This is a genomic window from Actinacidiphila sp. bgisy160 (genome assembly GCF_965342435.1).
Classification (GTDB): domain Bacteria; phylum Actinomycetota; class Actinomycetes; order Streptomycetales; family Streptomycetaceae; genus Actinacidiphila.
In genome coordinates this window covers 95,585-116,429 of record NZ_CBDRCM010000018.1, presented here as the reverse complement: position 1 = coordinate 116,429, position 20,845 = coordinate 95,585, and the positions used below count along the sequence as shown (strand labels likewise).

Below are 20,845 nucleotides of genomic sequence, written 5' to 3'. Positions count from 1 at the left end.
TCGATGCGGTGCGGTCAGCTGTCGCTGCCGCCGTTGCGCAGGGTGCCGAGGTCGGCCTTGAGGGTGTTCACCGGGATGGCGAAGCCGAGGCCGACGCTGCCCGCCTGGCCGGAGGTGGAGGAAGCGGCGGAGTACATGGCCGAGTTGATGCCGATGATCTCGCCGTTCATGTTGATCAGGGCGCCACCGGAGTTGCCGGGGTTGAGCGAGGCGTCGGTCTGGATGGCCTTGTACGTGGTCGTGGAGGGGCCGACGTCGCCGTTGTACCGGCCGCCGCCGAACTCGAACGGCCACCTGCCGGTCCCGCCGCCGGGCCGCTGCCCCTGGCTCTGGCCGGTGGGGACGGTGACGTCGCGGTCCAGCGCGGAGACGATGCCGCTGGTGACCGTGCCGGTCAGGCCCTCGGGGGAGCCGATGGCGACGACCTGGTCGCCGACCGAGACCCGGCTGGAGTCGCCCAGCGACGCGACCGGCAGGCCGCTCACATCCTCGGCCTTCACCAGCGCGAGGTCCTTGCTGCCGTCGGTGCCGACGACGCTCCCGGTGACCGTCTTGCCGGAGCTGAAGGTCACCTTGACCGAGTCCGCTCCGGAGACGACGTGGTTGTTGGTGACGATCTCGCCGTCGCCGGAGACGACCACACCCGAACCGGTCGACTCCCCGGCGCCCGACGTGGCGCTGATCTCCACGATGCTCGGACTGACGGCGGCGGCCACGGCCGCGACGCCGGTGCTGCCCGAGCTGCTGGTGCCGATCACCTTGGCCGGGGTGCCCGCCGCGGAGGGTGCGGCGGTCGCCCGTCCCACCAGTGCGGCCGCCCCGCCACCGATCAGCGCGGACACCAGCGCCACGGAGGCGACCAGGGCCACGGGCCGGCGCGTACGGGGCTTCGGGGCCCCGGTCGCGGCCGCCGCCATCGGCAGGAGCTGCCCCTGCGGCTGCTGCCGCCAGGCGTGGGGCGCCGGGTGCCCGTACGGGAACTGCGGCTCGTACGGCGGCCGGGGCGGGTACCCGCCGGCGCCGGGGGACTGCTGCGGCTGCTGCGGGTCGTAGGCGTCGTTGCGACGGGTGCTCTCGTTCATGCCTATGACTGTGCTCACCGAACATGAGAGCCGCCTGAGTGTGACCTGAGAACCGGGGCAGAGTTCCGTATGCCCGATATAAAGTACGAAGCCCCAGGTCAGGGCCTAGGCTTACACGGCCCGTAGACAGGCCGCCGACCGGGGCGGGCGGGGCCCCTCGCGGCCGGCGCGGCGGTCAGTGGCAGCCGCAGCTGCGCCGCACGACCAGCCGGGACGGGAACTGCCGCAGCCGCTCCCGCCGCGAGCCGGAGACCCGCAGCCCGTCGTCCAGCACCAGGTCCACCGCGGCGCGGGCCATCGCCTCACGGTCCGAGGACACCGTCGTCAGCGGCGGGTCGGTGAGCGCCGCCTCCTTGACGTCGTCGAAGCCGGCCACGGCCAGCTCGCCCGGCACGTCGATCCGCAGTTCGCGGGCCGCCCGCAGCACGCCGATGGCCTGGTCGTCGGTGGCGCACACGATCGCCGTCGGCCGGTCGGGGCGGGACAGCAGCTCCAGGCCGACCTGATAGGCGTCGTAGCGGTTGTACGGCGTGGAGAACAGGCGCCCCTCGACGGAGCGCCCGGCCTCCTGCATCGCGCGGCGCCAGCCCTCGACGTGGTCGGTGACGGGGTCGCCGGACTTCGGGGTGGCCTCGGTGCCGCCGAGACAGGCCACGTACTCGTGCCCGTGCTCCAACAGGTGCCGGGTGGCGAGCTGGGCGCCGCCGACGTCGTCCGTGACGACCGCGACGTCGTCGATCGCCTCGGGTCGACGGTGCATCAGCACGACCCGCGCGTCCCAGGCGTCTATCTCCAGGGCGGCGTGCTCGCTCAGGCCCTGGCTGATGAGGATCAGGCCGGACACTCGCATGCCGAGGAAGGCGCGCAGATAGTGCACCTCGCGCTCGTCGAGGTAGTCCGAGTTGCCGACCAGCACCATCTTGCCGCGCTCGGCGGCCGCCCTCTCGACGGCGTGTGCCATCTCCGCGAAGAACGGCTGCCGGGCGTCCGGCACGATCAGCCCTATGAGGTCCGTGCGGCGGCTCGCCATCGCCTGGGCCACCCGGTCGGGGCGGTAGCCCAGCTGCTTGATCGCCGCCAGGACGCGCTCGCGGGTGGCCGGTGCGACCGGCCGGGGTCCGTTGTTGATGACGTAGCTGACGACTGCGGTCGAGGTCCCCGCAAGCCTTGCCACATCGTCACGCGTCACCTTTGCCACGGGCCGAGTCTACGCGGGTACACCCGCGCATCCCACCGTCTGTCCACAGGCGTGACCACCGCGTGATCAGCCGTTCTGGGAGGCGGGGACGGCCGCCCCCTCGCCCGCCGCCTGCTCGGTCCGCGAGGCCGCCTTCTCCTCCGCCGTGCGCTCGCCCTTCTCCGGGGTCACGAAGCGGTAGCCGACGTTGCGCACGGTGCCGATCAGGGACTCGTGCTCGGGGCCGAGCTTGGCGCGCAGCCGCCGTACGTGCACGTCGACGGTGCGCGTGCCGCCGAAGTAGTCGTAGCCCCACACCTCCTGCAGGAGCTGGGCGCGGGTGAAGACCCGGCCCGGGTGCTGCGCGAGGTACTTCAGCAGCTCGAACTCCTTGAAGGTCAGGTCCAGGACCCTGCCCTTGAGCTTCGCGCTGTAGGTGGCCTCGTCTACCGACAGGTCGCCGTTGCGGATCTCCATCGGGCTGTCGTCGGCGCTGATCTGCTGGCGGCCCATGGCCAGCCGCAGCCGCGCCTCGACCTCGGCGGGCCCCGCGGTGTCCAGCAGGACGTCGTCGATGCCCCAGTCCGCGGTGACGGCCGCCAGGCCGCCCTCGGTGACCACCAGGACCAGCGGGCAGCCCGGCCCGGTGGAGCGGAGCAGCTGGCACAGCGAGCGGACCTGCGGCAGGTCGCGGCGGCCGTCGATGAGGATGACGTCGGCGCCGGGGGTGTCCACCAGCGCGGGGCCCTCGGCCGGGGCCACCCGAACGTTGTGCAGCAGCAGCCCGAGCGCGGGAAGCACCTCGGTGGACGGCTGGAGTGCGTTGGTCAGGAGGAGGAGAGAGCTCACCGGCCGCTCCCGTCGTTCATCGTCCGGTCATGCGTGTACCGCTTGCCCATTGCGACCCTCCTCGGTCCCTGCGAGGACGTGTGCGTGCGCCGACGTGTGCCCTCCGGTCGCCCGGAAAGCACGAAAGGACCCGGGGGCGACGCTGCCCGGATCCTCTTGACCCAAGAGAATAGCCCACATGGAGTCCGTGAGTGAGTCCGCCGCCGTGCGGTCGTGTGTCCCGTCGATCGTTTCCGGTGGGTTGCGTGCCGTGCTGACGGCCGGGGACCGGGTGCCGATCGACGCCGCGTACCTGCCCGGAGCGACGCCCGGAGGCCCCGCGATCGTGGTCGCGCACGGCTTCACCGGCGCTCTGGAACGGCCCGCCGTGCGCCGTGCGGCGGAGATCTTCGCCCGGGCGGACGGCGTCGGCGGCGTGGTGACGTTCTCCTTCCGGGGACACGGCCGCTCCGGCGGGCGCTCCACGGTCGGCGACCGCGAGGTCCTGGACCTGGACGCCGCGGTGCGCTGGGCGCGGCGGCTCGGCCACCCCGCGGTGGCCTCGGTGGGCTTCTCCATGGGCGGTTCCGTGGTCCTGAGGCACGCGGGGCGCGAAACGGCGCACGAGGGGGCGCATGTTGACGCCGTGGCCTCCGTGAGCGCGCCCGCGCGCTGGTACTACCGCGGTACGGCACCGATGCGCCGGGTCCACTGGGCGATCACCCAGCCCGTGGGACGCCTGGTCTCCCGGGGGCTGCTCCACACGCGCATCCACGACAAGGACTGGGACCCCGTGCCGATGGCCCCGGTCGAGGCGGTGCGGTCCATCGCGCCCACACCGCTGCTCATCGTGCACGGCGACCGGGACGGATACTTCCCGCTCGACCACCCGCTCTCCCTCGCGGAGGCCGCGGGCGACGCCGCCGAACTGTGGATCGAGCCCGGATTCGGCCACGCCGAGAACGCCGCGTCGCCCGCCCTCCTGCACCGCATCGCCCAGTGGGCGGCCCAGCGGGCCCGCCCCGCCGGCACACCCGGCTGACCCCGCGGCCCCCCGGGCCGGGCCCGGCCGCCGCGCGGCGCGCGCGCTGCGTCATCATGGACCGCGGCAGGACCCGCACGGGCGAACGGAAGGACCGCTATGGCGGCACACGGAACCATCCGGTACTGGGCCGCGGCCAAGGCCGCCGCCGGCGCCGCGGAGGAGCCGTACCGGGAGGGCACCCTCGCCGAGGCGCTGGACGCGGCGCGCGAGCGCCACGCGTCGCGCCCCGAGTTCGCCCGCGTACTGGCGAACTGTTCGTTCCTGGTCGACGGGAACCCCGTCGGCACCCGGGACCACGCCGGGGTCCGGCTGGTGGACGGCGGCACCGTCGAGGTGCTCCCGCCGTTCGCGGGAGGATGAGCACGTGACCGACAACCACGACTGGTACGACCGCGGCGCGGGCCCGATGCCCGCCCACGACACCACCGCCGTCCTCCCGCCCGTCGGCGGCGCCCCGCAGCCGCCCCAAGGCGGCCGTGCCGCCCGGCGCCGTCAGGCCTCCCGCACCGGCTCGCCCATCATCGCCCCCGGCATGCAGCCCGCCCTCGTCACGGCCGCCCTGGCGCTGCTGCTGGCCGGCGGAGCACTGCTGGGCCGACCCGCGCTCGCCGCCGCGAGCGTGGTGCTGCAGGCGGTCACCGCGGCCGGCTGGTTCCGGCTGAACGGCATGTGGCCCGCCCGGCAGGGCATCGTGCTGGCCTTCCTGGCGGGCGTCACCGCCGAGGCCGCCGTGCTGGCCGACGGGGCGGACAACGCCCCGGCTGTGATCATCGGCACCCTCGGCGTCTGGCTGCTGCTCGTCCTCGTTCTGCAACTGCGCCATCACGGCAGCCCCGAGGAGCGGCTGTCCTCGCTGACCGCGACCGCCGCCTCGACGCTCATCACGATCCTGGCCACCGGGTTCCTGGCGACCACGGCCGACCCCCGGGGCAGCGACGCCGTCGTGACCGCGGTGATCGCGGTCGCCGTCGCGACGCTCGCCCGGGCGATCCCGCTGCCCGGCGTCGTCTCCGTCCTGGTCGCCCTCGCCGCCGCCACCGGCAGCGGGATCGCCCTCGGGCAACTGGGGACCTCCGACGCCGCGCTGGTCGCGCTGGCCGCCGGGGTCTGCGCGCTGATCGGCCTGCGGGTGGCCAGCTACGACTTCCCGTCCCGGTTCGTCCACTTCACGGCGGGTGCGGCGCTGCCGCTGACCGCCGCGGCGCCCGCGGTCTACGTCGCCGCCCGGGCACTGCTGGGCTGACACCCGTTAGGGTCGGTCCGAACACCGACTCGGGGGTTGACTGATGCGCGCTGTACGGATCCTGCTCGTCCTCGTCGTGGTCCTCGGCGGCCTGTTCGTCGCGGCGGACCGGATCGCCGTGCACTTCGCGGAGTCCGAGGCGGCGGGCCGGGCGCAGCAGACGCTGGGTCTGACCTCCCCGCCGGGGATCGACATCAAGGGCTTCCCGTTCCTCACGCAGGTGCTGGCCAAGAAGCTGGACGACGTCGAGGTGACGGCGGACGGCGTGCAGGCCACCGGCACCGGCGGCCAGACGCTGCGCGTCGCCCGCTTCCAGGCCGACCTGCAGGGGGTGAGCCTGGGCAGCGGCTTCAGCAGCGCGGTCGCCGACACGGCCGAGGGCAGCGCCCTGGTCAGCTACGAGGACCTCGCCAAGGCCGCCCCGAGCGGCGTGACCATCGCCTACGGGGGCACCTCGGCGAACGGCAAGGGCCAGGTCAAGGTGGGGGTCGAGGTCTCCACCCCGGTCGGCACGATCAAGCGCAGCGTGGTGAGCGAGGTCAGCCTGGCAGGCAAGGGCGGCATCAAGCTGACCGCGGGCAAGATACCGGGGCTGGAGTCGCTGCCCCCGGTCGTGGAGGACCTGATCCGCGAGCGCGTCGACTTCACCCGCGCGCTGTCGGGCCTGCCGGAGGGCATCGAGCTCACGTCGGTGACCGCGGACGCCGACGGCATCAGTATCGCGGCCACCGGCAAGAAGGTCGTTCTCGCTCAGTGAGACGGGGCGTCCGCTCCGCAGTCGATCCCGCTCCGGGCGACTGCGGGGCCGTCGGGCCGCGGCCCTCCGCCTGATGTTCATCTCGAAGTACGGACAATCTCTTCTCGGGATACGGACCGCCGGTGACATCGGCAGCTCCCCTTCCCTACGATCGAGCCCATGAAGCGACAGGCGGATCTCACGAAGCGGCGGGCAGTCGACCTGTGCCGTGTCGCCGCCATGCTCTGTCGCGTCTTCTAGGGGCCCCGCGCCGTCTCCCGGCGCCGCACGCCGCCCCGTCCTTCCCCGCGCAACAGCCGTGACGCGCCCGTGCAGCGCAGCCCGGCACCCGTGCGCACCCGTCCGTGCGCCGGAGACATCCGCAACTGCCCCGGAGGAGAAAAGCAATGAGCCGCAGTGACGTCCTGGTGGACGCCGACTGGGTCCAGGCCCGGATCGACGACCCGAAGGTGGTCATCGTCGAGGTCGACGAGGACACGTCGGCGTACGACAAGAACCACATCAAGAACGCCGTCCGGATCGACTGGAAGCAGGACCTCCAGGACCCGGTGCGCCGTGACTTCGTCGACCAGGCCGGCTTCGAGAAGCTCCTGTCGGAGAAGGGCATCGCCAACGACGACACCGTCGTCCTCTACGGCGGCAACAACAACTGGTTCGCCTCCTACGCGTACTGGTACTTCAAGCTCTACGGGCACCAGGACGTCAGGCTCCTCGACGGCGGCCGCAAGAAGTGGGAGCTGGACTCCCGCGACCTGGTCGACGGCTCCGAGGTCCCGGCCCGCCCGGCCACCGAGTACAAGGCCCAGGCCCAGGACGTCTCGATCCGCGCCTTCCGCGACGACGTGGTCGCCGCCATCGGCAGCCTGAACCTGGTCGACGTCCGCTCGCCCGACGAGTTCACCGGCAAGCTGCTGGCCCCGGCCCACCTGCCGCAGGAACAGTCGCAGCGTCCGGGCCACGTCCCGACCGCCCGCAACATCCCGTGGTCGAAGTCGGCCAACGACGACGGCACCTTCAAGTCGGACGACGAGCTGAAGGAGCTGTACGAGGGCGAGGGCGTGGACCTGGCCAAGGACACCATCGCCTACTGCCGCATCGGCGAGCGCTCCGCGCACACCTGGTTCGTCCTGCACGAGCTGCTCGGCCAGCCCAACGTCAAGAACTACGACGGTTCCTGGACCGAGTACGGCTCCCTCGTCGGCGTGCCGATCGAGCTCGGCGCCGCGAAGTAAGCCCACGAGACCCCGACCCGGAGGAACAGCACCATGTGTGGAGCGAAGGCCGGCGGCCCGGACCTGGCCGGCATCGACGTGGCGACCGAGACGATCATCCAGGGTTCCGTGACCCGCGACGGCGAGCCGGTGGCCGGCTACGTCCGGCTGCTGGACGGCGGTGGCGAGTTCACGGCCGAGGTCCCGACCTCGGCGACCGGCCAGTTCCGCTTCTTCGCGGCCCCGGGTTCGTGGACGCTGCGCGCCCTCGTGCCGGGCGCGACCGTGGACCGTGCCGTCGTGGCCCAGCAGGGCAACCTCACCGAGGTCGCCATCGCCGTCTGACCCGGCGATCACGTGGACGACGAAGGGCCGCAATCCCACCGGGCCACCGGGTGGGAGTGCGGCCCTTCGGGTCGTACGGTGGAAGGGTGTCCACGAGGCGTCGTCGTCGCTGGTATTACGCCATGATGGGCAGTTGTGTCCTGCTCTTCGTCCTGGCGTGGAGCCTCGTGCGCCTGTGGTCGGTGCCGGTCGCCGTCGGGATGTGCGTGGTGGCCATGGTCATCCCGCCGGTCGCCGCCGTCGTGGCCAACCGCCGCGGACCGGACGAGCACTGGTGGGACGAGACCGGCGACCCCACCTCCGACGAGTGGTGGCGCGAGCTGGACCGCCGCGACGACCATCGCGACCAGCGCTGACGCCCGACGCGTCCGCGCGTCGGCCCGCGCCGCGAGGCCCCGAGGCGCAAGGAGGAGCGCGGTAAGGACCCGCGGCACAAGGACCCGGGACGGTTCACGACGGATCAGTAGACGAGCGCCTGCGTGCCCTCGGCCATGGCCTCGCTGACGAACACCTGGGCCCCGGCGATCCGGACGCCGTCCAGCACGTCCTTCTCCGTGATGTCCCGGCGTGCCGCGCACTGCGTGCACAGCGTGATCCGCCCGCCCGCCATGATGCCCTCGATCAGCTCGGGCAGCGGCGCGGCGTGCGGCAGCTCGAACTCCGCGGCCCGTCCCGGCAGCGCGAACCACGACGACTCGCCGGTCAGCCAGAGCGACACCTCGACGCCGCTGGCGACCGCCACCGCCGCCACCGTGAACGCCTGGGAGCAGCGTTCGGGGGCGTCCGCACCCGCGGTTACCTTGATCACGAGCTTCTTCGCCATGGCTTATACCTTAGGGTGGCTCGTCTCACAGGAAAAATACTGGGAGCGTTTGCCGACGCTCGGCATAATGCGTTCGCCGCGGAGGCGCGATCAGCGCGCCGGCCGCGGAATTCTGCCCGGGGGGGCTTGTGGAAGCGCGCACCATTTCGCGTACCGGCGTGGTGATCGCCACGATCACCGGACTTGTTGTGCTCGCGACATTGACCGCGGGGGCCGTCGTGGCGTTCGGCTCCTCGTCCTCGCCGCCGTCCGTGTCCGCGCTCCCCGGCGGGTCCCCGCCGAGCAGCCCGGGTCCGGAGACGACCGGCCCGGCGACGCCGTCACCGACGGCGTCCCCGAGCCGCAGCGCGACCGCGGCACCCTCGCCCACCCGCACCCTCAAGGGCACCGTGGACGACGGCAGGCACCGCGGCGACCTGCGCTACTTCCTGCTCACCCCGCCGGCGGACGCGGAGGTCTACGGGGACGAGGAGGGCACGCAGCTGTCCCGCTCCGAGGTCGCGGACTCCGCCGAGGTGAAGCAGGCCCTGGCCACCTACGGCTTCAAGGCCGCGGCCCAGCGGACCTACCTCACCGGCGACGGCGAGTACGAGGTCTCCGCCCAGCTCGTGCGTTTCGCGAGCGCGGGCTCCGCCACCGCCTACTACAACGCCTTCTACTACCAGGGCACCCGGATCACGCTTCCCTCGTCGCGCAACCCGGCCAAGGCCTACCGGCTGTCCTCCTCCTCCGCCGAGAGCACCGGCTCGGTGATCGTCCTGTCCCATCAGGGCGACGTGCACATCACGCTCTCCGTCACCGGGGCGAAGACGCCCGGCAAGGACCTGCTCGGCCGGATCCTCGACCAGCAGTACCGGCGCCTGAAGACCGGCCGCTGAGCCTCACAGGCCACACCCTCACACCTCACACCGAACGTACGGACCGGCCCGCGCGCCGGCCGCACCCACCCACGAACACCCCAGTGGAGAACCCCTTGTCCCAGGACACCCCCGTCCCGGAACAGGACGCCCCTGTTCCGGACGGGCCTCCCGTCCGCCCGCCGCGCAAGCGCGGCCGGACCACCCTGCTGATCGCCTGCGCGGCGGTCCTCGGCGTCCTCGCGGGCGCCGGCGCCGGCTACAAGATCCAGTACGACCGCCCCGAGACCCCGCTCCCCCCGCTCGCCCAGTCCGAGCTCGTGCAGCCCAAGGGCGCGGCCCCCGCGGCGAAGCCGCTCACGGCCGCCGAGGACACCCTGGTCACGTACGACGGTGACCTGCGCAAGCTGCTGGTCAAGAAGCCGAAGGGCGCCAAGGACCTCGACGGCCGGACCGGCCAGGACCACTGGATGTCGCTGTACGAGTACGCGGACTCGTTCGAGGAACCGGACCACATGTTCGCCGAGCTGAACGAGAACGACTTCCGGAGGGCCGCCGTCTCCGCGTGGCGGACGGGCGGTTACGCCACGACCACCACCACCGAGATCCACCTGATCCAGTTCCGCGACGAGAGCGCCACCTACACCGACGACATGTTCGACGGGCAGCGCGGCTACATGGCTGGGAAGAAGTACGCGGGCAACTCGGGGTCGGCCATCCCCGGCGCCTTCGGCGGCAGGGCGTGGGTCTACTCCAAGCCCTGGACGAAGGCGGGCTACCTGCCGCTGTACTCGGCGCGCGCCCTGGCCCGGAAGGGCACGGTCATGATGGACATCTGGGTGAACTCGGAACGGCCGATCAAGAAGTCCACCATCATGTCCCTGGCCGAGCGGCAGTGGGAGCGGCTGTGAGCGACGAGAACACCCCTGTCCCCGGGGAGCCGCAGCCCGAGGGCGGCGCGGACGTCCCGACGGCTCGGCCCGAAGCCCAGATGGCACCGTTCGCGGGGCTCGAGCCCGCGGACGGGACGGCCGTGCCGGAGGCCGTCCCCACGCCCGCGCCCCGCCGCGGACGCCGCGGCCTCGCGCTCGGCATCGCCGCCGCGCTGGTCGCCGTCGTCGCGGGCGGCGGCATCGGCTACGCCGTGCTCCAGCACCAGAAGGACGACGGCAAGCAGGCGAGCCCGCAGACCTGGAAGGCTCCCGAGCCGAAGAAGACCGGCGAGTACGGCACCCAGTCCGGCGGAAGCCACTACGGCGCGCTCGGCAAGCTGCTGCTGCCCGTGCCCGATGCCTACATGCCGGGCCCGGACGTGGACGAGTTCGGCAACGACGCGGAGTTCACCGGCAAGAAGGCCGTGGCCGTGTTCGAGGGCGACCTCGCAGGGCTGCCGAAGAAGCAGCGTGACCGCCTGCACAAGGCCGTCGCGGGGCTGCACATCCAGGGCGTCGGCCTGCGGACGTACCGCGACGTGATGGGCGAGGCCGTCTTCGAGACGCAGATCGTCCAGATGAGGAACAAGCGCGCGGCGCGCGCCGGAACCGAGTTCTTCACCGAGTTCACCAAGGCGCTCGGGGTCTTCAGGAACGGGCCGAGGATCGAGGGCCACGACAAGGCGCGCTGCGTCCTGCCGCCCAAGAAGCCCGGGGCGAAGCTCGACACCATGATCTGCGAGGCGACCGAGGGCGACCTGACCATCCGCATGTCCGTCTCGGGATCCTCGCCGCTGGACAAGGACGACGCCGCGGATCTGTTCAAGCAGCAGCTCGACCGCGTACAGGACCCGGGAGAGGCCGCATGACCGAGCAGACCCAGAGCGACGACGTGAAGATCCCGGCGCAGTCCGCCGCCCCGGCGGCGGAGGCCCTTCCGGACGCCGGTCCCGTGACCGCGCCCTCCGGGGAGGACGTGGCGGAGCCCGCGCCCGCGAAGGGCGGGACGGAAGCCCCGGTGGAGCCCGCGCCCGCCGAGTCCGCGCCCGCCGAGTCCGCCGTTGGCGAGTCCGCGCCTGAGGAGGCCGTCTCCGACGGGGAGGCGACGGAAGCCGTGGTGGAGTCCGTGCTCGCCGGGGCCGCTTCCGCGGGGGCCGTCGCGGATGCCGCGCCGGAGGCCGTTCCCGCCGAGTCCGTTCTCGCCGAGGCCGCCTCGCCCCGGCCGCGGAAGCGGCTGCGGGACCGCAGGGGGCTGCGGGCCGCCCTGCGGTGGACGGCCGCAGTCGTGGTCTTCGCGGCCCTCGGCGGCGCCGCGGCGTACGCCGTCACCCAGCCCGAGCGGACCGAGATCCCGGGCCTGGAGACTCCGGACGACGGCCGCTGGGCGTACCCCGCCCTGAAGCTGCCCAAGCTGCCCGCGGGGGCGCCCCGCGCGCTGGACACGGAACGGAACCGGCCCCGCCGTCACTACGCGGACGTCCGCACCCTGCTGCTTCCCGTCCCCGCCGGGGCCAAGGTCGACAAGGGCTTCCCGGGCGCCACCGGGTGGCTGCCGACCGGCGACTTCCTCGAGCTCTACCCCAAGGGAGACCGCAAGGAGCTGGGCGCGACCCTGGAGCAGAACACCCTTCGGCACATCGCCGCCCGCGCCTGGACCATGGCCGACGGCACCCGCGCGGAGGTCTACCTGCTGCAGTTCGCGACCCTGGGCCACTCGAGCGACGTCAAGGACAAGTTCGTCGTCGACGGCACCCCCGCGAAGGCCGAGTCGGCCGACTACGACACGGAGTGGGAGTCGACCTGGCTCGACGATCCCGAGCTGCACGTCTCCCTCTTCGACGAGGACAAACCGCGTGGCGCCGAGCACGTCCGATTCGGCTACGTCCAGGCCGGCGACGTCCTGGCGCTGGTCGTGCTCTCCAAGGCCGGCACCCAGCCGGCCGTCCCGTTCCACCAGACCGTGCTGCTCCAGGCGCAGCTGCTCGGCTGACCCGGGCCGTTCCCGGGTGGCCGGGCGCGGGCGCGGCGCGTGGGGAGACCTCACGCGGCCGCGCCCGTACCCGCCCACTAGACTCGTACCTGGCCCACCGGGCCGCCGACCGTCCGCGCCTGCCCGAGGAGCACGCTCGTGAGCGCCCTTGAGTTCTTCTTCGACACCCTGCTCGTCCTGGTCTGCCTTGGCGTCATCGCGTTCTCCGCTCTGGCCGTGAAGAAGCTCTACCAGGGACAGCGCTGAACATGATCGAGATCCCCTCCGACCTGCATCCCGACCTCGTCCCCCTCGCCTTCCTCCTGGGCACCTGGGAGGGCGCGGGCGTCTTCGACTTCCCCGGTGCCGAGAAGTGCAACTTCGGGCAGGAAGTGATCTTCAGCCACGACGGGCGGTCGTTCCTGGAGTACACCTCCAAGACCTGGGTGCTGGACGCCGAGGGCAAGCCGGTCCGGCCGCTGGAGAGCGAGTCCGGCTTCTGGCGGATCGGCAAGGACCGCAAGGTCGAGATCACCATGACCCGCGACGACGGCGTGATCGAGATCTGGTACGGCGAGCTCGCCGAGGGCAAGCCGCAGATCGACCTGGTCACCGACGCCGTGGCCCGGCTCGGCGACGCGCCCCCGTACAGCGGCGGCAAGCGGCTGTACGGCTACGTCAAGAGCGACCTGATGTGGGTCGGCGAGAAGACCACCCCCGAGGTCCCGCTCCGCCCGTACATGTCGGCGCACCTGAAGAAGGTCGTCAACCCCAGCGAGTGGGCGAAGGACCTCAAGGACCTCCCGGACGACGGCATCGCCTTCTTCCGCTGAGCCGCCCCGCGGGCTCCGTCGGCCCCGCACGGCTCCCGAGGGGATCACGACTGCGTGGTCCCCCTTTCCCCTGCCTAGACTGTTCTCGTGGTCACCACGGACTGGAAGAGCGACCTGAGGCAGCGCGGCTACCGATTGACGCCGCAGCGGCAGCTTGTCCTGGAGGCTGTTGACACGCTGGAGCACGCGACCCCGGACGACATCCTGTCCGAGGTGCGCAGGACCGCCTCCGGCGTCAACATCTCCACGGTCTACCGCACCCTGGAGCTCCTGGAGGAGCTGGGCCTGGTCAGCCACGCCCACCTCGGGCACGGCGCCCCCACCTACCACCTCGCCGACCGGCACCACCACATGCACCTGGTGTGCCGGGACTGCGAGTCGGTCATCGAGGCCGACGTGTCCGTCGCCGAACCGCTGACCGCGCGGCTGCGCGAGACGTACGGCTTCGAGACCGACATGAAGCACTTCGCGATCTTCGGCCGGTGCGCGGACTGCGCGGGGAAGTCCCGAACGCCTGAGGGTTCAAGTAACCGGACGTAGGCTGGTGGGCATGCAGCGACAAACAACGACCAGTCCTCTCCTGTCGCTCCCCGGTGCCGTTCCCGCGGAAGGCCCCGACGAGGGAGTCGCCGCGCACTACGGAGACCTCTTCCGCGAGCAACGCGCCCTGGCGTCCGGCGACGGTTTCGTCGACCTCTCCCACCGGGGCGTCGTTGCCGTCACCGGGCAGGACCGGCTCGCCTGGCTCCACCTGCTGCTCACCCAGCACGTCAGCGACCTCCCGCCCGGCCGGGCCACCGAGGCGCTGATCCTCTCCGCCCACGGCCACATCGAGCACGCCCTCTACCTCGTCGACGACGGCACGACCACCTGGATGCACGTGGAACCCGGCACCCAGGGCGAGCTCATCGCGTACCTGGAGAGCATGAAGTTCTTCTACCAGGTCGACGTCTCGGACCGGACCGGCGAGTACGCCGTCGTCCACCTGCCGGCGGGCAGCATCGCCGCCGTCCCCGAGGACTGGCCGGTGCGCGAGGTCCCGTACGGCCGCGACGTGTTCGTGCCGCGCGGCGAACTCGAGGACGTCGCCCGGCGGATCGGCACCCCCGTCGGTGTGCTGGCGCTGGAGGCGCTGCGGATCGAGGCGCACCGCCCGCGGCTCGGCCTGGAGACCGACCACCGCACCATCCCGCACGAGCTGGGCTGGCTGGACACCGCCGTCCATCTCGACAAGGGCTGCTACCGCGGCCAGGAGACCGTCGCCCGGGTGCACAACCTCGGCCGGCCGCCGCGCCGCCTGGTCTTCCTCCACCTCGACGGCAGCGAGGTCAGACTGCCCGGCCACGGCGCCGCCGTACGCCTCGCCGCGGACGGGCCGGACGGCCGCCCGGTCGGCACCGTCACCTCCTCCGCCCGGCACTGGGAGCTGGGCCCGATCGCCCTCGCCGTGATCAAGCGCAACACCCCGGTGGACGCGCCGCTGCTCGCGGACGGGACGGCGGCGAGCCAGGAGACGGTCGTCGAGCCCTGAGGGGCGCGCCTCACATTTCCAGGACGACCGTGAACGGGCCGTCGTTCGTGAGCGAGACCTTCATCTCCGCTCCGAAGCGGCCCGTCTCCACGTGCGCGCCCAGCGCCCGCAGTTGTGCCACCACCTCGTCCACCAGCGGCTCGGCGACCGGGCCGGGCGCCGCCGCGTTCCAGGTGGGCCGGCGCCCCTTGCGGGCGTCACCGTAGAGGGTGAACTGGGAGATCACGAGCAGCGGCGCGGCGATGTCCGAGCAGGACTTCTCGCCGGGCAGGATGCGCAACCCCCACAGCTTCCGTGCCAGCTGAGCCGCCTTCTCCTTCGTGTCGTCGTGCGTCACCCCCACCAGCACGCACAGTCCGGGACCGGCGATGTCCCCGACCGTCTCGCCGTCCACCACGACACTCGCTTCGCTCACCCGCTGGGCCACCGCACGCATGCCGCCATTGTCCCGGGCCGGCGGGGGCGCGCGGCACCCGGGCCGTACGCCCGCTTGGACTCACGCACAACTGTCCGGAGCCGCCGTTCGGGTGCAGGTGCCTGCGCGACGCAGTTACTCGGTGGCACGATCGAGATCTGCCCGACGTGGGGGACGAGGGGACGGACAGCGATGAAGCACAGCATCACGACCGGCACGGCGGAAGGCGATCGCATGCTCAAGGCACCGGGCCCGCGCTCCCCCCTCACCGCCGGCACCTCCCAGCCCGACTTCGCCGGTCTCACCCTCGAAGGACTGCGCACCGCGCGCCGTGAGGCCCAGCTGGAGGAGGCCGACCTCTCCTACCTGCGGCGGCTCCTCCAGGGCCGGATCGACATCCTCCGCGCCGAACTCGCCCGGCGCACCGCCCCGGACGCGCCCGTGCTCGACCGGCTCTCCGAGATCCTCACCGACACCCCGTCCCGGCACCGCTCCTCCGCCCGACACGTCACGCTGGGCACCCCGCACAGCGAGCGCTACCGGCAGCTCGCCGAGGAGATGCTCGCCGAGGTCCAGCTCTCCGACCTCGAGGCCCGCACCGACCAGGAACTCCACGACGCCATGGGCCGGCTGGTCCGTCACGAGCAGCAGGTCTCGCGCTGCAGGCAGTCCCTGCAGCGGACGGTCGACGGCTGCAGCACCGAGATCGCCCGCCGCTACCGCGAGGGCGAGGCCCGGGTCGACGACCTGCTGGCGGGGGACTGACGGCGGCCGACGGCGGCGCCGCGAAAACGGGATGCGGCGGTGGCCGGGCGCCGCATAGCGTGCGGGACATGAGCCTTGAGGTCCGTACGATCGGCGATCCCGACTTCCCCGGCTGGCTGCGAGCGGTCAACACCGGCTTCCACCGGCCGCCGTCGGTGACCGAGGAGGAGATCGCCCTCCGGCGCTCCCAGACGGACCTCGACCGCACCCAGGGCGCGTTCGACGAGGGCCGCTGCGTGGCCACGTTCCGGAGCATGCCCCGCGAACTCACCCTGCCCGGCGGCGCGGTGCTGCCCGCCTCGGCGATCACCAACGTCTCCGTCACCGCCACACACCGCCGCCGCGGCCTCGCCTCCCGCATGATGGCCGCGGAACTCGACGCCTGCGTGCGACGCGGCGAGCCGGTCGCGATCCTCGTCGCCGCGGAGTACCGGATCTACGGCCGCTTCGGCTTCGGCCCCGCGGCCGGGGTCACCGAGTGGGAGGTCGACACCGCCCGCGCCGGCCGCCCCCAGGGAGCGCCGTCCGACAGCGGCCGCATCGACCTGGCGGACCCGTCCGAGGTCCTCAAGCTCGGCCCCCAGCTCCACGACCGGGTGCGGCTGCGCGCGCCCGGCGCGATCAACCGCACCGAGCGCAACTGGGAGTACGCCACCGGGACGGTGGTCAACCCCTCCTTCCCCTGGAAGGAGCCGATCTTCGTCCTCTACCGCGACGCCTCCGGACGCGTGGACGGCCTGGCCGCGTACTCGGCCGAGGACACCTGGCACGGGATGTTCCCGAAGGTCCCGCTCACGGTGCGGGAGTTGATCGCCGCCACCCCCGAGGCCGAGCGCGCCCTGTGGCGGTATCTGCTGTCCATCGACTGGGTCGCCACGGTGCGCACCGGCTTCCGCGCCCAGGACGACGTCCTGCCGCTGCTGCTCGACGACCCGCGCGCCGCCCACGTCCACTCCACCAGCGACTTCCTGTGGCTGCGCCTGCTCGACGTGCCGCGTGCCCTGTCCGCCCGCACCTACGCGGCCGCGGGCTCCGTCGTCCTCGACGTCGCCGACCCCGACGGCCATGCCGCCGGCCGCTTCCGCCTCGAAGCCGCCGCCGACGGCACCGCCACCGCCGAGGCGGCCCCCTCCGCCGCCCCGGACGTCTCCCTCACCGCCGCCGCCCTCGCCTCCCTTTACCTCGGCGACGAGTCCGCGGCGCGCCTGACCGTCACGGGCGGCGTCACGGAGTCCCGCCCGGGCGGCGCGGCCCGCCTCGACGCGCTGTTCCGCACCGCGCGCAAGCCGTGGCCGATCGACACGTTCTAGTGGTGTCCGAAGGACACCAGCACCAGGAGGACGAGTACCCCGCCGACGCACATCGCATAGCTGGAACGCGCCTTGAGCCCGGCACCCACCAGCAGTACGCCCAGCCCCATCAACGGCCCGTACTGCCACGCCAGGTACTGCTCCAGCAACGCCGCCGTCACATGGCTCCACAGCATGACCCACCCCCTTCCAAGGTGGCCGACCCAAAGGCGCGGGCCCGCTGCCGTCCTGGCCCTACTGGGCCAGGAGCAGCGCGATCACCGCGAGTCCGACGCACGTGAACGTCGTATTCCGGGCCTTGTGGCCCACCGTGAACAGTCCGACGGCGAAGGCGCCTGCCGCGCCGTACCGCCACTGGACGAGCTGCTCGAACGCGAAGGCGCACAGAGCGAGAGCGGGCATAGCGATTCACTCCTTCGAGGCGCGTTGGATCGATCCCTCCGCGCGTAGAGCGCGGAGGGGGCAGATTTGACCCGTGGGTCGGCATGAGACAGCAGTGGAAGCTTGATGCTGATGCGTGCGATGCGACATGGCGCCGCACTGTCACCCGCGGCCATCCCCGGCGCGTCATCGGGACGGAGAGGCAGCGGTCCCCGATGGCGTCAACTGGTCCAACTTGACTGTCGGCCGACCAGTTGACTGCATTCCTCTACGGTCATGTTGCCGCTGACTGCAGATCCCTAAACTCTATGCAGTCAACTCCACTTGCCTGGCGTGAAGCTGTAGTGTGGGTCACGTGAGCAACGACCGCACCGCCGGTGGGGCCAGGCGTGAGTACGAGCGCGTGGCCGATGTGTTGCGTCATGAGATCGAGGGCGGCGCGATCGGGGTGGGCGAGCAACTCCCCACGCATGCTGAGCTGGTGGACCGCTTCGACGTCTCCCGGGCCACCGTCCAAAAGGCGATCAAGGCCCTTGAGGGCAAGGGCTACGTGGAGTCGGCCCAGGGCAAGGGAGTCTTCGCCCGCGACTGGCGGCAGTCCGGCAACGCCCACGCCAACGGGACCGCCGTGGTGGCCGTGGACGCCGGCAGCGTCGAGCTGGACGACGCCATCGCCGAGGCGTTCGAGGCGGAGCACATCACGATCGACGCGTACTGCCTGACGGCGGAGTCGCTCCACGGAGCCTTCCTGCCGCAGGCGCGCCGCGTGCTCAGGGGCGAGCTCCAGCCCTCGTCGATCCAGGTTCGGCTCCTGCTGGCCCGTCCCGGTGCGCACTTGGCGATCCCGCGGATCGTGGGCAAGCCGGAGGACACCCGGCCGCTCGACCGGCTGTCCGAGCTGATCAAGCGCTACGCGTTCACCCTGCGCAACCTGCTGGAAGACCTGGTCAGACGGGGTGTCGACGTGACTGTCGAGGTGCGGACCCTCCCCATCACGCCGGTGGCCAAGTACTACCTGATCAATCGGCATCGGGGGCTGATGGGCTTCTACAAGGTCGAGGCGCACCCCGTCCATTTCCCGGATGGCAAGGACGTCCAGATCTACGACGTCCTGGGTCTGGGGGCGCGGCTGTACCTTCAGGGGCCCGAGCAACGGGCGGAGTGTCAGCAGTGGTTCGACTCCTTGTGGAACACAATCGCCGAATCGGTGTGACACTCACTGAATGGCTTCGATCGACCCTGAGTGGCTCCTGAGCCGAGTACGAGGCGTCAACGTCGTCCTCTTCGACTTCGATGGGCCGCTTTGTGACCTTTTTGCGGTGTACACCGCCGATGCGGTGGCCGAGCGCATGAAGAAGTATCTGCGCTGCAAGCGACGGCTCTTGACGGATTTCGCCTCGTACACAGATACGCACCAACTGCTGTATGACGTCGCGGAGCGGGACGATATACCCGGCCGCATAGGCCGCGGCCTCGACAGGGTGCTCGTGCGGGCCGAGCGGCGGGCCGCAAAGGTGGCGCGCCCTACGGAAGGTGCGGCGGAACTCGTGGAGCTCCTGGCCCGCGCGCGGCTGCCGATCGCGATCACGACGAATAATTCTGCGGCAGCGGTGCGTATCTACCTGAAGAAACATGGGCTGGCTCGCCCGTTTGGTGAAAGAATCTTTGGTCGAGAGGCTCCCCAGCTCATGAAGCCCGACCCCCATTGCCTTCTCAAGGCCATGCGGCAGATCGGATCGGGCGGTGACCCGGGCAATTGCCTCATGATTGGTGATTCCGTGCGTGATCTGAAGGCCGCCAGTAGTGCGGGGGTCAGATTTCTGGCATATGCCGCCCATGATGAGCGCGATCCGGAGCGCGGTGAACGGCTACTGGAGGCCGGCGCGGATTTCCTGGTCAGCGACATGCGCGAGGTGACGGAAGCTTTCACCCGGGCCGATCTCGGCTGTTGGGGCGCTCCTGTGAGGGAGTGATGCGCAGAAACTCGATTGACACAACTGTTTCGATTCGCGTCACGCGGGAAGCCGGTATAGGCTCTGCGCTCATCAACGCCGTATCAAGTGGTTATTCCCTGCTGGGTCGATCTCAAACGGTCGGTGCAACTTATGACCATGGCTGCGCCTGCGAATGCCAGGGGTGCCGGTGCGGCGCCCTCGCGCCACATCGTGCGCAGTCGACTGCACGTGCCTCTTGTGCGCTGGCACTACAACCGTCGGAAGCGTGACGGGGAGTCCCTGATCCTGACGGGCCATCACAATTCCAATGAAGTGGTGACGCTGGACAAGCGACTCGCCCGGCTGGCCCGCGTGACGTTGGACGAGGCCGCACGGGTCAAGCTGCGGGTGCCGCTCACGACGCCCAAGGTCGTCATGCGCACATGGCCGGACGAGGCCGAGGTCCTTGCCACGCTGAACGAGGCCGTCGCAGGCCAGCGGCTCAAGCCGAACTTCGGTATTCCCCAGTGTCTGGTCACGTTCGGGCGGGCCTCCCTGCACCGATTCGTGGACGGCAAGCCCCTGTCCCAAGAGGCTCCCTCCGGCACCCCCATCCGCGAGAAGCGCCTGCGGGACATCGCGGAGGTCTTCGCCTACGCGGCGACGGTCACCCGCGAGCAGTTGCCGAAGCTGCCGGCGCGATGGCCGGGCGACAAGGACAGTGACGGGTTCCTGGACCTTCTCGTGCAGTACGCCGAGCGAGTGCACCACGAGCACCGTCCCGTGTACGGCAGCCTCTTCGACGCCCTCGGAGTGCCGGTGGACGCGCTGGAGCGTTTCCGGCGAGGGGTGCGGCAGCGGGTCGGAGTGCTCTACCCGAGGCCCTACTCCTTGCTGCACACCGATCTCCACCGCGACAACATCGTGCTGCTCAAGGACGGGAGCCTGTTCATCCTCGACTGGGAGCTGGCCACGTTCGGCGATCCACTCCATGACCTCGCGACTCATCTGGTCCGGATGGAGTACACCGAACGCGAGCGCGAGCGGATGAAACGGCAGTGGGAGAGGACTCTCAACCTGCGCGGCCATTCCGCGATGACCGCCGGGATGGCGACGGACCTGCAGGCCTACATGGACTTCGAGTACGCCCAGTCCGTCTACGCTGATGTCGTACGGGCCGCCCTGAGGCTCGGGGACGTTCCAGGGAGTCCGGAGCTCGAGCCCTCCGTCAGCCTGGTCGTGAGGGCACTGCAGCGGGCCCAGGTGCCCCTCGGGCTCGCCTCCGTCCCGGGGGAGTCGGAGGTGGAAGCCGCGCTGAACGACTGGCATTCCTGGCGTTATCCCCAACAGCGCTGGAGGTGGGGCTTCGTGGAGAGGCAGGCCCCCAGCCAGGCCCATGCCTTCTAG

General features: G+C 71.4%; 27 protein-coding genes. 20 read left to right on the top strand and 7 right to left on the bottom strand.

The features are described from left to right. Positions 1–14 precede the first annotated feature (14 nt). From ACRWNP_RS17255 to ACRWNP_RS17245, 3 genes are all read right to left on the bottom strand, one after another. Entirely contained in the window at positions 15–1,082 is a 1,068-nt protein-coding gene (locus ACRWNP_RS17255; protein ID WP_431962166.1) for a trypsin-like peptidase domain-containing protein, read from the bottom strand. A 175-nt stretch (positions 1,083–1,257) separates the two neighbouring features. Next, positions 1,258–2,280, bottom strand: coding sequence for a LacI family DNA-binding transcriptional regulator (locus ACRWNP_RS17250; RefSeq protein ID WP_431962164.1), 1,023 nt, complete (start codon positions 2,278–2,280; stop codon positions 1,258–1,260). Between the two features lie 66 nt (positions 2,281–2,346). Next, entirely contained in the window at positions 2,347–3,108 is a 762-nt protein-coding gene (locus ACRWNP_RS17245) for a response regulator transcription factor (RefSeq protein WP_431962162.1), read from the bottom strand. A 178-nt stretch (positions 3,109–3,286) separates the two neighbouring features. Between ACRWNP_RS17245 and ACRWNP_RS17240 the strand changes: the two genes are divergently transcribed. The 8 genes from ACRWNP_RS17240 to ACRWNP_RS17205 all read left to right on the top strand — a co-directional run bounded on the left by ACRWNP_RS17240 (position 3,287) and on the right by ACRWNP_RS17205 (position 8,044). Then, positions 3,287–4,129, top strand: a complete 843-nt coding sequence (locus ACRWNP_RS17240) for an alpha/beta hydrolase (RefSeq protein ID WP_431962160.1) — start codon at positions 3,287–3,289, stop codon at positions 4,127–4,129. Positions 4,130–4,228: 99 nt separating this feature from the next. Next, positions 4,229–4,492, top strand: a complete 264-nt coding sequence (locus ACRWNP_RS17235; protein WP_431962158.1) for a MoaD/ThiS family protein — start codon at positions 4,229–4,231, stop codon at positions 4,490–4,492. A 4-nt stretch (positions 4,493–4,496) separates the two neighbouring features. Further along, positions 4,497–5,375: a hypothetical protein gene (locus ACRWNP_RS17230; RefSeq protein ID WP_431962156.1), complete on the top strand. Its 879-nt coding sequence runs from the start codon at positions 4,497–4,499 to the stop codon at positions 5,373–5,375. Positions 5,376–5,418: 43 nt separating this feature from the next. Continuing rightward, complete coding sequence (locus ACRWNP_RS17225; RefSeq protein WP_431962154.1) at positions 5,419–6,132, top strand: LmeA family phospholipid-binding protein; 714 nt, start codon at positions 5,419–5,421, stop codon at positions 6,130–6,132. Positions 6,133–6,291: 159 nt separating this feature from the next. Further along, entirely contained in the window at positions 6,292–6,372 is an 81-nt protein-coding gene (locus tag ACRWNP_RS17220) for a putative leader peptide (protein WP_355094795.1), read from the top strand. Between the two features lie 146 nt (positions 6,373–6,518). Next, a complete protein-coding gene (locus ACRWNP_RS17215) occupies positions 6,519–7,364 on the top strand; it encodes a sulfurtransferase (RefSeq protein ID WP_431962152.1) in 846 nt (281 codons plus the stop codon). Positions 7,365–7,397: 33 nt separating this feature from the next. Then, positions 7,398–7,688: a DUF1416 domain-containing protein gene (locus tag ACRWNP_RS17210; protein ID WP_431962150.1), complete on the top strand. Its 291-nt coding sequence runs from the start codon at positions 7,398–7,400 to the stop codon at positions 7,686–7,688. Positions 7,689–7,774: 86 nt separating this feature from the next. Continuing rightward, positions 7,775–8,044, top strand: coding sequence for a DUF3099 domain-containing protein (locus ACRWNP_RS17205; RefSeq protein WP_431962148.1), 270 nt, complete (start codon positions 7,775–7,777; stop codon positions 8,042–8,044). Positions 8,045–8,148: 104 nt separating this feature from the next. Here the strand turns inward: ACRWNP_RS17205 and ACRWNP_RS17200 are convergent, their stop codons facing one another. After that, positions 8,149–8,511, bottom strand: a complete 363-nt coding sequence (locus ACRWNP_RS17200) for a DsrE family protein (RefSeq protein ID WP_431962146.1) — start codon at positions 8,509–8,511, stop codon at positions 8,149–8,151. 158 nt (positions 8,512–8,669) lie between these two features. On the opposite strand from ACRWNP_RS17200, the gene ACRWNP_RS17195 reads away from it, so the two are divergent. The 7 genes from ACRWNP_RS17195 to ACRWNP_RS17165 all read left to right on the top strand — a co-directional run bounded on the left by ACRWNP_RS17195 (position 8,670) and on the right by ACRWNP_RS17165 (position 14,633). After that, complete coding sequence (locus ACRWNP_RS17195) at positions 8,670–9,389, top strand: hypothetical protein (protein WP_431962144.1); 720 nt, start codon at positions 8,670–8,672, stop codon at positions 9,387–9,389. A 95-nt stretch (positions 9,390–9,484) separates the two neighbouring features. Then, the gene (locus ACRWNP_RS17190; protein ID WP_431962142.1) at positions 9,485–10,279 is read left to right on the top strand and encodes a hypothetical protein; all 795 of its coding nucleotides are present in this window, start codon (positions 9,485–9,487) and stop codon (positions 10,277–10,279) included. Then, positions 10,276–11,169: a hypothetical protein gene (locus tag ACRWNP_RS17185; RefSeq protein ID WP_431962140.1), complete on the top strand. Its 894-nt coding sequence runs from the start codon at positions 10,276–10,278 to the stop codon at positions 11,167–11,169. The genes ACRWNP_RS17190 and ACRWNP_RS17185 overlap by 4 nt, the downstream gene beginning before the upstream one ends. Next, complete coding sequence (locus ACRWNP_RS17180) at positions 11,166–12,290, top strand: hypothetical protein (RefSeq protein ID WP_431962138.1); 1,125 nt, start codon at positions 11,166–11,168, stop codon at positions 12,288–12,290. Before ACRWNP_RS17185 ends, ACRWNP_RS17180 begins: the two co-directional genes overlap by 4 nt. Before the next feature lie 248 nt (positions 12,291–12,538). Further along, the gene (locus tag ACRWNP_RS17175; protein WP_431962136.1) at positions 12,539–13,102 is read left to right on the top strand and encodes an FABP family protein; all 564 of its coding nucleotides are present in this window, start codon (positions 12,539–12,541) and stop codon (positions 13,100–13,102) included. Between the two features lie 87 nt (positions 13,103–13,189). After that, positions 13,190–13,642 carry a Fur family transcriptional regulator gene (locus tag ACRWNP_RS17170; RefSeq protein ID WP_431962134.1) on the top strand — a complete coding sequence of 151 codons (453 nt, stop codon included), beginning with the start codon at positions 13,190–13,192 and terminating at the stop codon, positions 13,640–13,642. A 10-nt stretch (positions 13,643–13,652) separates the two neighbouring features. Continuing rightward, on the top strand, positions 13,653–14,633 hold the full coding sequence (locus tag ACRWNP_RS17165; protein ID WP_431962132.1) for a YgfZ/GcvT domain-containing protein: 981 nt from the start codon (positions 13,653–13,655) through the stop codon (positions 14,631–14,633). Between the two features lie 10 nt (positions 14,634–14,643). Here the strand turns inward: ACRWNP_RS17165 and dtd are convergent, their stop codons facing one another. Then, complete coding sequence (gene dtd, locus ACRWNP_RS17160) at positions 14,644–15,069, bottom strand: D-aminoacyl-tRNA deacylase (RefSeq protein WP_431962130.1); 426 nt, start codon at positions 15,067–15,069, stop codon at positions 14,644–14,646. A gap of 171 nt (positions 15,070–15,240) precedes the next feature. Between dtd and ACRWNP_RS17155 the strand changes: the two genes are divergently transcribed. Next, entirely contained in the window at positions 15,241–15,813 is a 573-nt protein-coding gene (locus tag ACRWNP_RS17155; RefSeq protein WP_431962128.1) for an ABC transporter substrate-binding protein, read from the top strand. Positions 15,814–15,881: 68 nt separating this feature from the next. Continuing rightward, a complete protein-coding gene (locus ACRWNP_RS17150) occupies positions 15,882–17,123 on the top strand; it encodes a GNAT family N-acetyltransferase (protein WP_431962126.1) in 1,242 nt (413 codons plus the stop codon). Here ACRWNP_RS17150 and ACRWNP_RS17145 read toward each other — a convergent pair. Then, the gene (locus ACRWNP_RS17145) at positions 17,120–17,299 is read right to left on the bottom strand and encodes a hypothetical protein (RefSeq protein ID WP_431962124.1); all 180 of its coding nucleotides are present in this window, start codon (positions 17,297–17,299) and stop codon (positions 17,120–17,122) included. The genes ACRWNP_RS17150 and ACRWNP_RS17145 overlap by 4 nt on opposite strands. Before the next feature lie 58 nt (positions 17,300–17,357). Continuing rightward, positions 17,358–17,525 carry a hypothetical protein gene (locus ACRWNP_RS17140; protein ID WP_179280085.1) on the bottom strand — a complete coding sequence of 56 codons (168 nt, stop codon included), beginning with the start codon at positions 17,523–17,525 and terminating at the stop codon, positions 17,358–17,360. Positions 17,526–17,859: 334 nt separating this feature from the next. Here ACRWNP_RS17140 and ACRWNP_RS17135 point away from each other — a divergent pair, with 334 nt between their 5' ends. The 3 genes from ACRWNP_RS17135 (at position 17,860) to ACRWNP_RS17125 (ending at position 20,845) form a co-directional block, all read left to right on the top strand. Beyond that, positions 17,860–18,717: a GntR family transcriptional regulator gene (locus ACRWNP_RS17135; protein WP_431962122.1), complete on the top strand. Its 858-nt coding sequence runs from the start codon at positions 17,860–17,862 to the stop codon at positions 18,715–18,717. A 10-nt stretch (positions 18,718–18,727) separates the two neighbouring features. Next, the gene (locus ACRWNP_RS17130; protein WP_431962120.1) at positions 18,728–19,477 is read left to right on the top strand and encodes an HAD family hydrolase; all 750 of its coding nucleotides are present in this window, start codon (positions 18,728–18,730) and stop codon (positions 19,475–19,477) included. Positions 19,478–19,774: 297 nt separating this feature from the next. Beyond that, positions 19,775–20,845, top strand: a complete 1,071-nt coding sequence (locus ACRWNP_RS17125) for a phosphotransferase (protein WP_431962118.1) — start codon at positions 19,775–19,777, stop codon at positions 20,843–20,845.

Excerpts from the sequence above, each read along its gene's own strand:
- ACRWNP_RS17140 (WP_179280085.1), bottom strand. The coding sequence starts at position 17,525 with ATGCCCGCTCTCGCTCTGTGCGCCTTCGCGTTCGAGCAGCTCGTCCAG.
- ACRWNP_RS17255 (WP_431962166.1), bottom strand. The coding sequence starts at position 1,082 with ATGAACGAGAGCACCCGTCGCAACGACGCCTACGACCCGCAGCAGCCG.
- ACRWNP_RS17200 (WP_431962146.1), bottom strand. The coding sequence starts at position 8,511 with ATGGCGAAGAAGCTCGTGATCAAGGTAACCGCGGGTGCGGACGCCCCC.
- ACRWNP_RS17235 (WP_431962158.1), top strand. The coding sequence starts at position 4,229 with ATGGCGGCACACGGAACCATCCGGTACTGGGCCGCGGCCAAGGCCGCC.
- ACRWNP_RS17220 (WP_355094795.1), top strand. The coding sequence starts at position 6,292 with ATGAAGCGACAGGCGGATCTCACGAAGCGGCGGGCAGTCGACCTGTGC.
- ACRWNP_RS17130 (WP_431962120.1), top strand. The coding sequence starts at position 18,728 with ATGGCTTCGATCGACCCTGAGTGGCTCCTGAGCCGAGTACGAGGCGTC.
- ACRWNP_RS17155 (WP_431962128.1), top strand. The coding sequence starts at position 15,241 with ATGAAGCACAGCATCACGACCGGCACGGCGGAAGGCGATCGCATGCTC.
- dtd (WP_431962130.1), bottom strand. The coding sequence starts at position 15,069 with ATGCGTGCGGTGGCCCAGCGGGTGAGCGAAGCGAGTGTCGTGGTGGAC.
- ACRWNP_RS17215 (WP_431962152.1), top strand. The coding sequence starts at position 6,519 with ATGAGCCGCAGTGACGTCCTGGTGGACGCCGACTGGGTCCAGGCCCGG.
- ACRWNP_RS17210 (WP_431962150.1), top strand. The coding sequence starts at position 7,398 with ATGTGTGGAGCGAAGGCCGGCGGCCCGGACCTGGCCGGCATCGACGTG.
- ACRWNP_RS17225 (WP_431962154.1), top strand. The coding sequence starts at position 5,419 with ATGCGCGCTGTACGGATCCTGCTCGTCCTCGTCGTGGTCCTCGGCGGC.
- ACRWNP_RS17150 (WP_431962126.1), top strand. The coding sequence starts at position 15,882 with ATGAGCCTTGAGGTCCGTACGATCGGCGATCCCGACTTCCCCGGCTGG.
- ACRWNP_RS17165 (WP_431962132.1), top strand. The coding sequence starts at position 13,653 with ATGCAGCGACAAACAACGACCAGTCCTCTCCTGTCGCTCCCCGGTGCC.
- ACRWNP_RS17240 (WP_431962160.1), top strand. The coding sequence starts at position 3,287 with ATGGAGTCCGTGAGTGAGTCCGCCGCCGTGCGGTCGTGTGTCCCGTCG.
- ACRWNP_RS17145 (WP_431962124.1), bottom strand. The coding sequence starts at position 17,299 with ATGCTGTGGAGCCATGTGACGGCGGCGTTGCTGGAGCAGTACCTGGCG.
- ACRWNP_RS17175 (WP_431962136.1), top strand. The coding sequence starts at position 12,539 with ATGATCGAGATCCCCTCCGACCTGCATCCCGACCTCGTCCCCCTCGCC.
- ACRWNP_RS17180 (WP_431962138.1), top strand. The coding sequence starts at position 11,166 with ATGACCGAGCAGACCCAGAGCGACGACGTGAAGATCCCGGCGCAGTCC.